This window comes from Serratia sp. szju, assembly GCF_044594185.1.
Taxonomy (GTDB): Bacteria; Pseudomonadota; Gammaproteobacteria; order Enterobacterales; family Enterobacteriaceae; genus Serratia; species Serratia bockelmannii.
The window spans coordinates 2,371,784-2,387,065 of record NZ_CP172576.1 but is presented as its reverse complement, the minus strand read 5'-3'; the positions used below and the strand labels follow the sequence as shown (position 1 = coordinate 2,387,065).

General features: G+C 58.3%; 12 protein-coding genes. 3 read left to right on the top strand and 9 right to left on the bottom strand.

From position 1 onward, the window contains the following. Nucleotides 1-115: 115 nt before the first annotated feature. The 9 genes from bamA to rpsB form a co-directional block, all read right to left on the bottom strand. Nucleotides 116-2,542 (bottom strand): outer membrane protein assembly factor BamA, encoded by a 2,427-nt coding sequence (gene bamA / locus RE418_RS11150; RefSeq protein ID WP_033639522.1) that lies wholly within the window; start codon nt 2,540-2,542, stop codon nt 116-118. Nucleotides 2,543-2,577: 35 nt separating this feature from the next. Beyond that, on the bottom strand, nt 2,578-3,933 hold the full coding sequence (gene rseP, locus RE418_RS11145; protein WP_025304033.1) for a sigma E protease regulator RseP: 1,356 nt from the start codon (nt 3,931-3,933) through the stop codon (nt 2,578-2,580). A 27-nt stretch (nt 3,934-3,960) separates the two neighbouring features. Continuing rightward, on the bottom strand, nt 3,961-4,803 hold the full coding sequence (cdsA, locus tag RE418_RS11140; protein WP_043139905.1) for a phosphatidate cytidylyltransferase: 843 nt from the start codon (nt 4,801-4,803) through the stop codon (nt 3,961-3,963). Between the two features lie 9 nt (nt 4,804-4,812). Further along, a complete protein-coding gene (ispU, locus tag RE418_RS11135) occupies nt 4,813-5,571 on the bottom strand; it encodes a (2E,6E)-farnesyl-diphosphate-specific ditrans,polycis-undecaprenyl-diphosphate synthase (protein ID WP_025304035.1) in 759 nt (252 codons plus the stop codon). A gap of 277 nt (nt 5,572-5,848) precedes the next feature. Next, entirely contained in the window at nt 5,849-7,045 is a 1,197-nt protein-coding gene (gene ispC, locus RE418_RS11130; RefSeq protein ID WP_043139901.1) for a 1-deoxy-D-xylulose-5-phosphate reductoisomerase, read from the bottom strand. A gap of 157 nt (nt 7,046-7,202) precedes the next feature. Beyond that, nucleotides 7,203-7,760, bottom strand: a complete 558-nt coding sequence (gene frr / locus RE418_RS11125) for a ribosome recycling factor (protein ID WP_004931943.1) — start codon at nt 7,758-7,760, stop codon at nt 7,203-7,205. Between the two features lie 119 nt (nt 7,761-7,879). Next, nucleotides 7,880-8,605 carry a UMP kinase gene (gene pyrH / locus RE418_RS11120; protein WP_004931940.1) on the bottom strand — a complete coding sequence of 242 codons (726 nt, stop codon included), beginning with the start codon at nt 8,603-8,605 and terminating at the stop codon, nt 7,880-7,882. A gap of 148 nt (nt 8,606-8,753) precedes the next feature. Next, complete coding sequence (gene tsf, locus RE418_RS11115; RefSeq protein ID WP_025304037.1) at nt 8,754-9,605, bottom strand: translation elongation factor Ts; 852 nt, start codon at nt 9,603-9,605, stop codon at nt 8,754-8,756. A 129-nt stretch (nt 9,606-9,734) separates the two neighbouring features. Beyond that, nucleotides 9,735-10,460: a 30S ribosomal protein S2 gene (gene rpsB / locus RE418_RS11110; protein ID WP_016929891.1), complete on the bottom strand. Its 726-nt coding sequence runs from the start codon at nt 10,458-10,460 to the stop codon at nt 9,735-9,737. A 345-nt stretch (nt 10,461-10,805) separates the two neighbouring features. Between rpsB and map the strand changes: the two genes are divergently transcribed. From map to dapD, 3 genes are all read left to right on the top strand, one after another. Further along, nucleotides 10,806-11,600: a type I methionyl aminopeptidase gene (gene map / locus RE418_RS11105; RefSeq protein ID WP_004931936.1), complete on the top strand. Its 795-nt coding sequence runs from the start codon at nt 10,806-10,808 to the stop codon at nt 11,598-11,600. Between the two features lie 73 nt (nt 11,601-11,673). Next, on the top strand, nt 11,674-14,337 hold the full coding sequence (glnD, locus tag RE418_RS11100; protein WP_043139899.1) for a bifunctional uridylyltransferase/uridylyl-removing protein GlnD: 2,664 nt from the start codon (nt 11,674-11,676) through the stop codon (nt 14,335-14,337). A 42-nt stretch (nt 14,338-14,379) separates the two neighbouring features. Further along, nucleotides 14,380-15,204: a 2,3,4,5-tetrahydropyridine-2,6-dicarboxylate N-succinyltransferase gene (gene dapD, locus RE418_RS11095; RefSeq protein ID WP_025304039.1), complete on the top strand. Its 825-nt coding sequence runs from the start codon at nt 14,380-14,382 to the stop codon at nt 15,202-15,204. Nucleotides 15,205-15,282: the final 78 nt, after the last annotated feature.

Sequence of the window (15,282 nt, the reverse complement as noted above, 5' to 3'; positions counted from 1 at the left end):
GAAGTACACAATTTGCCAGACTTGTCCCACCAAACAATGAGAATCATCTCCCTCTGCCGGCGGGCGCCTGGCCATTGCGATTCTTAATAACTGTTATGCCCAGAGGCGAGACCCGTTACCAGGTCTTACCGATGTTAAACTGGAACTGTTCGGACTTGTCGCCTTCGTATTTCTTGATCGGGTTGGCGTAAGAGAACACCAACGGCCCCAGTGGCGACATCCACTGCAGCGCGATACCGGCGGAAGAACGAATATTACTGGCTTTGCTGTAGTCCGGCACGCCGTACATCAGCGTTTCGTTGGTATTCTTCCACTTGGTGTCCCACACGGTACCGGCATCGATGAACAGCGACGTCCGCACCGAGTTGGCGTATTTCTCGCTGATGAACGGCGTCGGGGTGATCAGCTCCAGGCTGGCGACCGCCATGGCGTTACCGCCTACCGCGTCATCCGAGCTACAGATGCTCTGACGATCGGTCGTGCTGCCGGCGTTGAACTGACACTGGTACGAGTTGGAGTTGTAGTACACCGCCTTCGGACCAATGGTGTTGGACTGGAAGCCGCGCACGGTGCTCGAACCACCGGCATAGAAGTTCTCATAGAACGGCATTTCCTTGCCGCCCAGCCCATCCGCGTAACCCAGACGGCCGCGACCCAACAGCACCCAGGTGCGGTCGTCGTTGATCGGCACGTACTGTACGCTGTCCAGCGTCACCTTGTAGTATTCGTTGTCCGAGCCCGGAATGGTGACCTTGCCGTTCAACGTGGTACGGTTACCCGAGGTCGGGAAGTAGCCGCGGTCCAGGTTGTTATAGGTCCAGCCCAGGTTCAGCGTAAAGTCGTCCGTCGAGTAGCTGGCGCGGTCGGTCTTGTTCGCATCCACGCCCATCGAGTCGAGGTAACGCCACATGGCGATCTGCGGCTGCATGTTCGACAGACCGTTGTGGACGTAGCCCAGGCCGGTGCGCAACGAGTTGTTTTCGTTGATCGGGAAGCCCAGCGTGCCGTCGATACCGTAACTCTTGTTGGTATAGTCCGACAGATCCGCGTCATCCGCCTTAAAGTCGTTGTAGAAGATGCGGCCGCCCAGGCTCACACCGTCAACGGTGAAGTACGGGTTGGTGACCGACAGTTCGGTATAGGTCTGGTAGTCGTTCTTGGTGCCGCTGATGCCGACCGAGTAGCCGGTACCCAACCAGTTATCCTGCTGCACGCCGGCCTGGAAGCTGACGCCGCTCTCGGTGCCGTAACCGACGCCGAAGTTAAAGGTACCAGTGTTGCGTTCTTTCACCTTATAGGTCACGTCGACCTGATCGGCGGTGCCCGGCACGCGCTGGGTTTCCACGTCAACCGTTTCGAAATAGCCCAGACGGTTCAGACGCTCTTTACCCTGCTCGACCTGCTCGTTGCCGAGCCAGGCGCCTTCCATCTGGCGCATTTCGCGACGCAGTACGGAATCCTTGCTGGTGTCGTTACCTTCGAACTTGATGCGACGCACGTAGAAGCGGTTGCCCGCGTCAACGTTGACGTGCAGCTTGACGGTTTTATCCGCGTCGTTGATCTCAGGCTGAGTGCCGACGCGCGGGTAGGCGTAACCATAACGGCCCAACATCGTTTTGATGTTGTCTTCCATTTTGGTCACCTTGCTGCCGTTGTACAGCTCGCCTGGCTCAATTTTGGTGATCTGAGCGACTTCCGCCGAGTGGCCGGCCAGGTTGCCATTCACGACAACATCGGAAAGCTTGTACTGCTCGCCTTCGGTGATGTTGATGGTGATGTAGATGCCTTTTTTATCCGGCGTCAGGCTCACCTGGGTAGAATCGATGTTGAAGCGGGCATAGCCGCGATCCAGATAGAAGCTGCGCAGGGTTTCGAGATCGCCCGCCAGTTTCTGCTTCTGGTATTTGCGGTCGCCGACCAGGTTCCACCACGGCACTTCGTCACGCAGTTGGAAGCGTGAGATCAGTTCGTCGTTGGTGAAAGCATGGTTGCCGACGATGTTGATTTGTTGAATCTTGGCGGAGACCCCTTCCGTGAACACCAGTTTCAGGTCGACACGGTTGCGCGGCAACGGCGTGACTACGGCTTTCACCGAGGCGCTGTATTTACCGACGCTGTAGTAGAAGTCTTCCAGCCCTTTTTCAATGCTGGAGATCGTGGTGCGGTCGAGCGCCTCGCCCACCCGGACGCCGGAGGCTTCCAGGTTCTGCTTGAGCATGTCATCTTTCACCGACTTGTTGCCGGAGAAAGTGATGCTGGCGATGGTAGGACGTTCCTTCACCTGCACGATCAAGGTATTACCATCGCGCAGTACGCGCACGTCCTCGAAGTTGCCGGTGGCAAACAAGGCACGAATGGTATTACTGATGTCATCGTCAGTGACGGTATCGCCGACGCGAACCGGCATGTTGAGTAACGCCGCACCGACGGCAACTCGCTGCAGGCCTTCGAAATGAATGTCTTTCACTACGAACCCGTCTGCACCGTATACGGTGGCGCTGCCAAACAGCAGCGACGCTATGAGCAACTTTTTCATCGCCATCGTTGTTATGCGTTCTTCCTAACCTATCCCCGCCCCTAGAGGCGGGAAAAATCATTGAAAAGTGCAAGACCCATCAACAACACCAGCACGATCGAACCTATGCGGTAGCTGTAGTCCTGTACTCGCTCGGAAACCGGCCCACCCTTCAGCTTTTCTATCGCCAGGAAGAGGAGATGCCCACCATCTAACACCGGTAATGGGAACAGGTTGATGATCCCCAGGTTGACGCTAATCAACGCCAGGAACATCAGATAATACACGAATCCGACTCCGGCTGACGCCCCAGCTCCCTGTGCAATCGAGATCGGGCCACTCAGGTTGTTCAGCTTTACATCACCGGTTATTAATTTGCCCAGCATGTTGACCGTCAGCCGCATCAGCTGCCAGGTCTTGTCGCCGGCCTGATACAGCGCCGGGAACGGTCCATACTGGCGAATCGTCTTATACTCTTCCGGCAGCGGCAGCACCTTTGGAATGATGCCTGCAAACCCCACCGATTTGTCTTTTCCCACCGGCTTTGTATCCGGTATCAGCGTCAAAGACAAGGGGGCGCCGTTTCTTTCAATCTCCAAAGCCAGCGGCTGCCCCGGGCCATCGTGGATACGCTTCACCAGCGTCTGCCAACGACCCAACGGCTGACCATCGACTTTAACGATCCTGTCCCCCGCTTGTAAACCCGCCTTTTGCGCCGCCGAGTTAGGCTGCACTTCCGCCAACACGGATTCGATCTGCGGGCCGCGCGGCATAATGCCCAGCGCGACAACGGGATCCTGCTTGTCCGGTTCAAAGTTCCACTGGCGCAAATCCAGGGTTTTGGTCACCACCTGCGAAGAGCCGAACGGCGCGACGCCGACTTCGGTTTGCGCATCGCCAATCTTCGCCACCAGCGCCAGACGAACTGATTCCCAATCAGGCGTTTCGATGCCGTCAACCGACTTTAGTTCCATGCCAGACGAAATTTCGGCCTTGGCGGCGATGGATTGCGGCGCGATTTCGCCGATCACCGGGCGGAAACTCGGCACGCCGATGATGAACACCAGCCAATAGGCAAGGATAGCAAACAGGAAGTTGGCGATGGGGCCGGCGCTGATGATGGCCGCGCGCTGCCAGACGGTTTTGTTGTTAAAGGCCTGATGGCGCATTTCCGGCGCCACCGACTCCACGCGCTCGTCCAGCATCTTCACGTAACCGCCAAGCGGGATCAGAGCGATAACGTACTCGGTGCCCTGGCGATCGGTACGGCGCCACAGCGCCCGGCCGAAGCCGATGGAAAAGCGTTCAACGCGCACGCCGCAACGACGGGCAACCCAAAAGTGTCCGAACTCATGCACGGTAATCAAGATACCGAGCGCAATTAGAAACGCCACCAGGTTCCAAAGCACGCTGACCATCATCCCTCACTTTCCGTCATCGACGGATTAAAACACCAACAGCATCAGGCAGGCAAACACCGGCACCGCCGCGGTCAGGCTGTCGATACGATCCAGTATGCCGCCGTGACCGGGAATCAAATGCCCGCTGTCCTTGATGCCCGCTTCGCGTTTGAACATACTTTCGGTCAAATCGCCCAGCACCGAAGCCAGCGCGGCGAGCACCGAACAGGCCAACAGCGTGGTCGGCACCACGTTCAGTGGCGCGTAGCGGCCGAACAGCCAGGAAATGACCGCCGACGTCAGCAGCCCGCCGATCAACCCTTCCCAGGTTTTACCCGGCGAGACCTTCGGTGCCAGTTTATGCTTGCCGAACAGCTTGCCGAACATGTAGGCACCGGAATCCGCGCCCCACACCAGCAGCATCACGTACAGCAGCCACCAGGCGCCGGTAAACGGATTTTGCTCGTAGCCGAACTGGCGCAGCGCCAGCATGCCCCAGAAGAACGGCACGATGGTCAGCAAGCCGAACAGCAGGCGCAGCGGGCGCGAATTGCGCCAGATAGAGGCCGAGCCGGGATAGAACAACACCAGCAGCAACGCCGCCAGCCACCAGGCCAGCGACAGCCACAGCGAGCCGCTTATCTGCGGCACGGATTGATGGTAAGCGGGGACGCTGAGCATCATCAACGCCAGCAGAAAACCGCACAGTATCGCCAACCAGATGCGCTGCGAACGGGAGGTAAAACCGGCCAATTGGCCCCACTCCCAGGCTGCTAACATGCACACGACGAGCGTTACCAGAGCAAAGGCCAGCGGCGGCAACAGGAACAGCGCCGCGATAACGATCGGGATTAAAATCAGAGCAGTTATGAGGCGATACTTCAGCAAAAGTTCTCCCTAGGACGCATCGGCGCCGATAGGTGTTGTTCCCCCGAAGCGGCGCTCACGTTGTGCAAATGCATTCAGCGCACCTTCAAAGACAAGTTCATCGAAATCAGGCCAGAGCACATCAGTAAAGTAAAGTTCAGCATAGGCGATTTGCCACAGCAGGAAGTTACTGATGCGATGCTCGCCACCGGTGCGGATAACCAGATCCACCGGCGCCAGGTCGCTCATGCAAACCCGCTCGCTCAATAATTCCTCGCTGATCTGATCCGGGTGCAACTCCCCTACCCGTACCTGTTCGGCCAGTTCCCTTACTCCCTGAATGATATCCCAACGGCCACCGTAGTTGGCAGCGATATTGAGCGTCAGGCCATCGTTATTTTCCGTCAGTGCTTCAGAGCGGCGGATCCGCTCCTGCAAACGCGCGCTGAATCGGCTGATATCGCCGATCACCCGCAGCCTGACGTTATGTTTATGCAGGCTTTTTACTTCACTATCCAGAGCGCGGACAAAAAGCTCCATCAGGGCGGAGACTTCCTGCACCGGACGGTTCCAGTTTTCGCTGCTGAAGGCATAAAGCGTGAGTGCATCTAAATGGTGGCTGGCGGCAAAACTGACCGCGCGGCGAACCGATTTCACCCCTGCTTTATGACCGAAGACACGTAACTTGCCCTGACGTTTGGCCCAGCGTCCGTTACCGTCCATGATAATGGCGACATGGCGCGGCCCCTGGGAAGATGGATTAGCCTCTTGTTGGTTTGCGGACGACATAACTCGTACTTATTTCCTCAGTAGAAATATAACTGCCTTTCCGGAACATCAGGCCCTTACGCGCAAAAAAAGCCGTGTGCCCGACACGGCTTTCAGCCTGCCCTCGCGATACCCGGCACAGCCGGGCCGCCATTGGCGCACAGAGCGCCAATCGGGCCATAATTCAACGGTATAACCGCTGACAGGTGGCGCAGACTATACCACCTCAGCGGGGCATGAACAAACGGCCCCGCTGCGGCACGCGCGAATTACGAGCAAAATCGGATAATCGCCGTGATCAGCCGCACAACGCGCGAACGCGCTCCTCGGCAGCGGCGCGCGCCTGACGGTCAATGTCTAAGACCGCGTCGATGCAGGTCGGTTCCTGCAGCGCGAGACGTTCCACCACCTGGCGGTTGACCGCGGCAATGTCGGTAAAGCGGATCTGCTGCTGCAAAAATGCCGCCACGGCGATTTCGTTGGCCGCGTTCAGCGCGGTGGTCGCCGCCTGACCGGCCTCGAACGCCTCGATCGCCAAGTACAGGCAAGGATAACGTTCGCGTTCCGGTTCGGCGAAGGTCAGCGAACCGATGCGGCAGAAGTCCAGCGCTTCCACGCCGGAGTTCACGCGCTGCGGATACGCCATCGCGTGGGCGATCGGCGTACGCATATCCGGCGTCCCCAACTGCGCCAGCACGCTGCCGTCGGCATAGCGCACCATCGAGTGAATCACCGACTGCGGGTGCAGGATCACTTCCATTTGCTCGGCCGAGGCGTTAAACAGCCAGCGGGCCTCAATGTATTCCAGACCTTTGTTCATCATGGTGGCGGAATCCACCGAGATCTTGCGGCCCATCGACCAGTTCGGGTGGGCGCAGGCTTGATCCGGCGTCATCGCGGCGAACTGTTCCAACGGCGTGGCGCGGAACGGGCCGCCGGAACCGGTAAGCACGATGCGCGAAACACCATGACTGTCCAGTGAAGAGTATCCCAACTGACGCTGAATGTTCTCAGGCAAACTCTGAAAAATCGCGTTGTGCTCGCTGTCGAGCGGCAGCAGTTGCGCCTGGCTTTGCCGCACCGCGTCCATAAACAGACGGCCGCAGGTGACCAGCGATTCTTTGTTGGCCAGCAGTACCTGTTTGCCGGCGCGGATCGCCGCCAGCGTCGGCAACAGCCCCGCAGCGCCGACGATGGCCGCCGTCACTTGATCGACGTCATCCAACGCTGCCAGCTCGCAGGCCGCTTGTTCTCCGGCCAAGACTTCGGTAACGACACCGTTTTCCGCCAGGACAGCGCGCAGCTCGCGCGCAGCGTTTTCATCCGCCATCGCGGCGAAGGCGGGCCGGAATTCCATGCATTGCTGCGCCATGACCGCGACGTTACGGCCGGCCACCAGCGCTTTGATCGCAAAACGGTCGGGATTCGCCCTGACCACGGCCAGGGTACTGGTCCCTACCGAGCCGGTCGAGCCAAGAATGGTCAGTTGCTTCATGAGTTCACTCTGAATAACTGTCTGATGAGATCGGAGGTGTTCCAGTGTGGAACCTTGGACACCGCTTGTCCATGATCTTTCAGTACGATGAAACGGGATCTGCGCCACAAAAAACAAAGCGCCGCCCAGGCGACGCTTTCTTTCTGCGCGATGCTGATTAGAAATCCATCAGCTCTTTTTCTTTCTCCGCCAGCGCGGCGTCGACCAGCTTGATGTAAGCGTCGGTCATTTTCTGAATCTCGTCTTGTGAGCGACGTTCTTCGTCTTCGCTGATCTCTTTGTCTTTCAGCAGCGCCTTGACCTTGTCGTTGGCGTCACGACGCACGTTACGCACCGCTACGCGACCCTGCTCGGCTTCGCCGCGCACGATCTTGATCAGATCCTTACGACGCTCTTCGGTCAGCGGAGGCAGCGGAACGCGAATGTCAGAACCGGCGGAAGACGGGTTGAGGCCCAGATCGGAGCTCATGATCGCTTTCTCAACGGCCTGGCTCAGGCTGCGGTCGAACACGTTGATTTTCAGCGTGCGGGAGTCTTCTACGGTTACGTTGGCCAGCTGACGCAGCGGCGTAGCGGCGCCGTAGTATTCCACCATGATGCCGTCCAGAATGCTTGGAGAAGCGCGGCCGGTGCGGATCTTGCTGATTTGGTTTTTGAATGCTTCTACGCTTTTTTCCATGCGTGAATCAGCATCTTTTCTGATTTCATTAGTCACGTTGCAAACCCTTGGAAGCTGGTTACTTGGCAGGCGATACTCAAGTATAGCCCGTAATCGTACTCGAAGAGCGCGCGGCGCCTGGCGTCACGCGCTCCGAAAAAGGGGGGCGAACAGCCTTATTTGCTGATCAGCGTACCTTCGTTCTCACCCATCACCACGCGGCGCAGTGCGCCAGGCTTGTTCATGTTGAACACGCGGATCGGCAGACCGTGATCGCGGGCCAGCGTAAACGCCGCCAGATCCATCACTTTCAGCTCGCGCTCCAGCACGTCCTGATAGGTTAATTGTTCATACAGCGTCGCATCCGGGTTTTTCACCGGATCGGCGGAGTATACGCCATCCACTTTGGTGGCTTTCAGCACCACGTCGGCTTCGATCTCGATACCGCGCAGGCAAGCGGCGGAATCGGTGGTGAAGAACGGGTTGCCGGTACCGGCGGAGAAGATCACCACGCGGTTGTTGCGCAGCAGGCTGATCGCCTCTGCCCAGCTGTAATTATCACACACGCCGTTCAGCGGGATCGCCGACATCAGGCGGGCGTTCACATAGGCACGGTGCAGTGCATCACGCATAGCCAGGCCGTTCATCACGGTAGCCAGCATTCCCATGTGGTCGCCCACTACGCGGTTCATGCCGGCTTGCGCCAGGCCCGCGCCGCGGAACAAGTTCCCGCCGCCAATAACTACACCGACCTGAATTCCCAGTTCGACCAGCTCTTTCACTTCCTGAGCCATGCGATCCAAAACGCTGGCGTCGATACCAAAACCTTCTGCACCTTGCAGGGCTTCGCCACTCAGTTTAAGCAGAATACGCTGATATACGGGTTTTGCATTGGTTGCCATGGTGTTCTGTCCTAAGAAGCAGTATTAGTATTGGGGATTTCAGCCGATGAAACGCGCCTGAGGTGAGTATCACGCTGCAGGGCCTGCCACCGGTGTAATTCTGGCTGGATAGTATGGAACCGCCAGACGGCGGTTCCATCGACAGTCATTAAGACTGTTTGCTCATCGCGGCAACTTCAGCAGCGAAGTCGGTTTCGACTTTCTCGATGCCTTCGCCCACTTCGAAGCGAATGAAGTTGGTCACGTCAGCGTTGTGCTCTTTCAGCACCTGAGCAACAGATTTGCTCGGATCCATAACGAAAGGCTGACCGGTCAGAGAAACTTCGCCGGTGAATTTCTTCATGCGGCCTTCAACCATTTTCTCTGCGATTTCTTTCGGCTTGCCTGACTGCATGGCGATGTCCAGCTGAACCTGGTACTCTTTTTCTACCACTTCAGCAGACACGTCTTCTGGCTTCACGAACTCTGGCTTGCTCGCCGCAATGTGCATTGCGATTTGCTTGACCAGCTCGTCGTCAGCGCCTTTAGCCGCAACCAGAACGCCGATACGCGCGCCGTGCAGGTAGCTGCCCAGCACGTCGCCTTCCAGGGAAGCAACGCGGCGAATGTTGATGTTTTCACCGATTTTTGCCACCAGCGCTACGCGCTCTTCTTCGAACTGTGCTTTCAGCACGTCAACGTCAGTGATTTTGCCGGCCATAGCGGCATCCAGCACTTTGTCGGCGAACGCCTGGAAACCGGCGTCTTTCGCGACGAAGTCAGTCTGGCAGTTAACTTCCAGAATGATGCCGTAGTTGCCTTCGATCTTGGTTTTGATCACGCCGTCAGCAGCTACGTTGCCTGCTTTTTTAGCGGCTTTGATCGCACCGGACTTACGCATGTTTTCGATTGCCAGTTCGATGTCGCCGTTGGATTCAACCAGCGCCTTCTTGCAATCCATCATGCCAGCGCCGGTACGCTCGCGCAGTTCTTTTACCAGGGCAGCGGTAATATCAGCCATTTATTTTTCCTCGGTTATCTCGCGTGGAGACAGTTCTCATTCAGATAAGCAAAGGGGGCCTTTACAGGCCCCCCTAACCAACATATGTCAATACCTGGTTAATAAGGGCTCAGTGACGAGCTTGCCTTATTATTCAGCTTCTACGAAGCCTTCTTCCGCCTGAACGGCCAGATCTTGAGAACGACCTTCACGCACAGCGGCAGCAACAGCAGTCAGGTACAGGTTTACTGCACGGATTGCGTCGTCGTTACCAGGGATGATGAAGTCAACGCCGTCTGGGTTGGAGTTGGTATCAACGATAGAGAATACCGGGATACCCAGGTTGTTGGCTTCTTTGATCGCGATGTGCTCGTGATCGGCATCGATAACGAACAGTGCGTCTGGCAGACCGCCCATATCCTTGATACCGCCCAGGGAGTTTTCCAGCTTGGCCAGTTCACGAGTGCGCATCAGCGCTTCTTTCTTGGTCAGCTTGTCCAGGGTGCCGTCTTGAGACTGGATTTCCAGATCTTTCAAACGCTTGATGGACTGACGAACGGTTTTCCAGTTAGTCAGCATGCCACCCAACCAGCGGTGGTTCACGAAGAACTGATCACAGCTGTTCGCAGCGTCTTTTACCGCTTCGCTTGCTGCGCGTTTGGTACCAACGAACAGGATCTTGCCTTTACGGGAAGAGATCTTGCTCAGTTCAGCCAGAGCGGCGTTGAACATTGGTACGGTCTGCTCCAGGTTGATGATGTGAACCTTGTTACGAGCGCCGAAGATGAAAGGCTTCATTTTCGGGTTCCAGTAACGGGTCTGGTGACCAAAGTGAACACCAGCCTTGAGCATGTCGCGCATGGAAACAGTTGCCATGATTAAACCTCTATAGATTAATTGGGGTTATGCCTCCACGTATCCCATAACGCCGACCCTGGCGGCGACAAGTCACCTCAGGGCACCCCGGCGGATGTGCCGATACGTGTGTGTTATTTACACAAAATGAGTGCAGTTAAAGTATTTTCGGCCAATTCCTGCCAGGTCACAAGAACCAAGTCGCGGATCGCCGGCGCGCTTTATACCATAAACCCGCTGCCGACACCAACTTTTGTTGCTTTTCGCCGGGCGTCGGGAAATGAAATTTGGCAGCCTCCGGCCGGGCTGATACCATAAGTCACTGCTTCTTATTGTCGACGATAACGACACCTGCGGACAAATTTCATGGCAATCTCAATTAAAACACCTGATGACATCCAAAAAATGCGCGTGGCCGGCCGCCTGGCCGCCGAAGTGCTGGAGATCATCGAGCCGCACGTCAAACCTGGCGTGACCACCGGCGAGCTGGACCGTATCTGTCACGAGTACATCACCAACGAGCAGCAGGCCATTTCCGCCTGCCTCGGCTATCACGGCTTCCCGAAATCCGTGTGTATATCGGTGAACGAAGTGGTGTGCCACGGCATCCCGAGCGACGACAAAACGCTGAAAGACGGCGACATCGTCAATATCGACGTGACCGTGATTAAAGACGGTTTCCATGGCGACACCTCTAAGATGTTCATCGTCGGCAAACCGACCATTCTGGGCGAGCGCCTGTGCCGCGTCACTCAGGAAAGCCTGTATCTGGCGCTGAAGATGGTCAAACCGGGCATCCGTCTGCGCACCCTGGGCAAGGCTATTCAGCAATTCGTCGAAGCCGAGAAGTTCTCCGTGGTGCGCGAGTACTGCGGCCACGGCATCGGCGAAGTGTTCCACGAAGAGCCGCAGGTGCTGCACTATGACGCGGACGACGGTGGTGTAGTGCTGCAGGCAGGCATGGCTTTCACCATCGAACCGATGGTCAACGCCGGCGACTACCGCATCCGCACCATGAAAGACGGCTGGACGGTAAAAACCAAAGATCGCAGCTTGTCGGCGCAGTATGAGCATACTATTGTGGTCACTGATAACGGCTGCGAAATAATGACGTTGCGCAAGGATGACACCATCCCCAACATCATTACGCACGAGATGTAAGCACCGCGACGAACGCCGCGTGCAGAATATCACCAGGCCGGCTTATGCCGGCCTTTTTTATGGGCTGCGCACTATGTCTGACAATCTTCTTCAACAGGCGGCCCCGGCCGTGCCGATGCCACCCGTCTCTCCCAGCGCCTACGGCGACGACGACCTCACCTGCCTGGTGCTGAAACAGCGGCTGGAGCAGTTTCAGCTGTGGCTGGCGGCGGCGTTCGACGCCGGCTCCAGCGCCGAAAGCCTAGTGGCGGCGCGCAGCGACTTCATCGATCGCCTGCTGCGCCGGCTGTGGACCTTCTACGGCTTCGAAGATATCCCGGAAACCGCACTGGTGGCGGTCGGCGGCTACGGCCGCGGCGAGCTGCATCCGCTGTCGGACATCGACGTATTAGTGCTCAGCCAGCGCCGGCTGACGGAACAGCAGTCGCAGCGGGTCGGCGAATTCATCACCCTGCTGTGGGATCTCAAGCTGGAGGTGGGCCACAGCGTGCGCACCCTGGAAGAGTGTCTGCTGGAAGGGCTGGCGGATCTGACCGTGGCCACCAACCTGATCGAATCGCGCATGATCTGCGGCGACGTCGCGCTGTTCCTGCAGATGCAAAAACACATCTTCAGCGACGGCTTTTGGCCTTCGCCGCAGTTTTTCCACGCCAAGATCAACGAGCAGCAGGAACGCCACCAGCGCTACCATGGCACCAGCTATAACCTGGAACCGGATATCAAAAGCAGCCCCGGCGGCCTGCGCGACATCCACACGCTGCTGTGGGTGGCGCGCCGCCACTTCGGCGCCACCTCGCTGGACGAAATGGTCGGCTTCGGTTTCCTCACCCAGGCCGAGCGCAACGAACTGAACGAATGTCAGAGCTTCCTGTGGCGCATCCGCTTTGCGCTGCATCTGGTGCTGCCGCGTTACGACAACCGTCTGCTGTTCGATCGTCAGCTCAACGTGGCGCAGCTGCTGCGCTATGAAGGTGAAGGCAACGAGCCGGTCGAGCGCATGATGAAAGACTTCTACCGCATGACGCGGCGCGTCAGCGAGCTGAACCACATGCTGCTGCAGCTGTTCGACGAGGCCATCCTGGCGCTGGACGCCACCGAAAAACCGCGTCCGCTGAACGACGATTTCCAGCTGCGCGGCGATCTGATCGATCTGCGTGACGAAACGCTGTTCATCCGCGAGCCGCAAGCCATCATGCGCATGTTCTACCTGATGGTGCGCAACCGCGAGATCAAAGGCATTTACTCAACCACCGTGCGCCAGCTGCGCCACGCGCGCCGCCACCTGAAACAGCCGCTGTGCACCATCCCGGAAGCACGCGATCTGTTTATGGCCATCCTGCGCCACCCCGGCGCGGTGTCGCGCGCGCTGGTGCCGATGCACCGTCACAGCGTGCTGTGGGCTTATATGCCGCAGTGGGGCAAGATCGTCGGGCAGATGCAGTTCGATCTGTTCCACGCCTATACCGTCGACGAGCACACTATCCGGGTGCTGCAGAAGCTGGAGAGCTTCGCCGATGCGCAAACCCGGCCGCGCCATCCGCTGTGCGTGGAGCTGTATCCGCGCCTGCCGCACCCGGAACTGCTGCTGCTGGCGGCCTTGTTCCACGATATCGCCAAAGGGCGCGGCGGCGATCACTCGATCCTCGGCGCGGAGGACGTGGTCGAGTTCGCCGAGCTGCACGGTCTCAACTCGCGAGAAACCCAACTGGTGGCCTGGCTGGTGCGCTGCCACCTGCTGATGTCTGTCACCGCGCAGCGCCGCGATATCCAGGATCCGACGGTGATCCAGCAGTTCAGCAGCGAAGTGCAGAGCGAAACTCGCCTGCGCTACCTGGTATGCCTGACGGTGGCGGATATCTGCGCCACCAACGAAACCCTGTGGAACAGCTGGAAGCAGAGCCTGTTGCGCGAACTGTATTTCGCCACCGAGAAACAGCTGCGCCGCGGCATGCAAAACAGCCCGGATCTGCGCGAACGCGTGCGCCACCACCGCCTGCAGGCGCTGGCGCTGCTGCGCATGGACAACATCGACGAAGAGGCGCTGCACCGCATCTGGAGCCGCTGCCGCGCCGACTATTTCCTGCGCCACTCGCCAAATCAGCTGGCCTGGCACGCCCGCCATCTGCTTGCCCACGATTCCACCCAGCCGCTGGTGCTGGTCAGCCGCCAGGCGACGCGCGGCGGCACCGAGATCTTCATCTGGAGCCCGGATCGTCCTTATCTGTTCGCCGCCGTCGCCGGGGAGATGGATCGCCGCAACCTGAGCGTGCACGACGCACAGATCTTCACTAACCGCGACGGTATGGCGATGGACACCTTTATCGTGCTGGAACCGGACGGCAGCCCGCTGGCGCAGGATCGCCACGCGGCGATCCGTCAGGCGCTGCTGCAGGCCATCACCCAACGAGAGTATCAGCCGCCGCGCGTGCGCCGCCCCTCTTCCAAGCTGCGCCACTTCAGCGTGCCGACCGAGGTCACCTTCCTGCCGACCCACACCGATCGCCGCAGCTACCTGGAGCTGACGGCGCTCGACCAACCCGGCCTGCTGGCGCGGGTGGGCGAAGTGTTCGCCGACCTGGGGCTGTCGCTGCACGGCGCGCGCATTTCCACCATCGGCGAGCGGGTCGAGGATTTGTTTATTCTGGCCGACGGCGAGCGGCGCGCGCTCGACCAAGAAACGCGCAGAAAGTTGGAGCAACGGTTGACAGAGGCCCTCACCCCGAACGATAAAATGTGATACAAGTAACTTTTTACCGACAACATCAGGAAAGAGAACAGCATGCAGCAATTACAGAACGTTATTGAAAGCGCCTTCGAACGCCGTGCGGACATCACCCCGGTGAACGTAGACACCGTAACGCGCGAAGCGGTAAACCAGGTGATCGGCCTGTTGGACAGCGGCGCCCTGCGCGTTGCCGAGAAGATCGACGGTCAATGGGTCACCCATCAGTGGCTGAAGAAAGCCGTGCTGCTCTCTTTCCGCATCAACGACAACAAGGTAATGGACGGCGCGGAAACCCGCTACTACGACAAAGTGCCGATGAAATTCGCCGACTACGACGAAGCGCGCTTCCAGAAGGAAGGTTTCCGCGTCGTGCCGCCGGCCACCGTGCGCCAGGGCGCGTTCATCGCTCGCAACACCGTGCTGATGCCGTCTTACGTTAACATCGGCGCCTACGTCGACGAAGGCACCATGGTCGACACCTGGGCCACCGTCGGTTCTTGCGCGCAGATCGGCAAGAACGTTCACCTGTCCGGCGGCGTCGGCATCGGCGGCGTGCTGGAGCCGCTGCAGGCCAACCCGACCATCATCGAAGACAACTGCTTCATCGGCGCGCGCTCCGAAGTGGTGGAAGGCGTGATCGTGGAAGAAGGCTCGGTGATTTCGATGGGCGTCTACCTCGGCCAGAGCACCCGCATCTATGACCGCGAGACCGGCGAAATCCATTACGGCCGCGTGCCGGCGGGTTCGGTGGTGGTTTCCGGTAACCTGCCGTCGAAAGACGGTTCTTACAGCCTGTACTGCGCGGTGATCGTCAAGAAAGTCGACGCCAAAACGCGCGGTAAAGTCGGCATTAATGAGTTATTGCGTACTATCGACTAAATTGAAATAGCGGGTGATTCACCCGCTATTTTTTTGTCTGCGTTTCGCTGGCAGTCACAGTCGCAGATCTCACTTTCC

Bases quoted from the DNA above. Each gene is read 5' to 3' on its own strand.
- bamA (WP_033639522.1), bottom strand. From the start codon at position 2,542: ATGGCGATGAAAAAGTTGCTCATAGCGTCGCTGCTGTTTGGCAGCGCC.
- rseP (WP_025304033.1), bottom strand. From the start codon at position 3,933: ATGGTCAGCGTGCTTTGGAACCTGGTGGCGTTTCTAATTGCGCTCGGT.
- ispU (WP_025304035.1), bottom strand. From the start codon at position 5,571: ATGTCGTCCGCAAACCAACAAGAGGCTAATCCATCTTCCCAGGGGCCG.
- ispC (WP_043139901.1), bottom strand. From the start codon at position 7,045: ATGAAGCAACTGACCATTCTTGGCTCGACCGGCTCGGTAGGGACCAGT.
- pyrH (WP_004931940.1), bottom strand. From the start codon at position 8,605: ATGGCAACCAATGCAAAACCCGTATATCAGCGTATTCTGCTTAAACTG.
- tsf (WP_025304037.1), bottom strand. From the start codon at position 9,605: ATGGCTGATATTACCGCTGCCCTGGTAAAAGAACTGCGCGAGCGTACC.
- rpsB (WP_016929891.1), bottom strand. From the start codon at position 10,460: ATGGCAACTGTTTCCATGCGCGACATGCTCAAGGCTGGTGTTCACTTT.
- map (WP_004931936.1), top strand. From the start codon at position 10,806: ATGGCAATCTCAATTAAAACACCTGATGACATCCAAAAAATGCGCGTG.
- glnD (WP_043139899.1), top strand. From the start codon at position 11,674: ATGTCTGACAATCTTCTTCAACAGGCGGCCCCGGCCGTGCCGATGCCA.
- dapD (WP_025304039.1), top strand. From the start codon at position 14,380: ATGCAGCAATTACAGAACGTTATTGAAAGCGCCTTCGAACGCCGTGCG.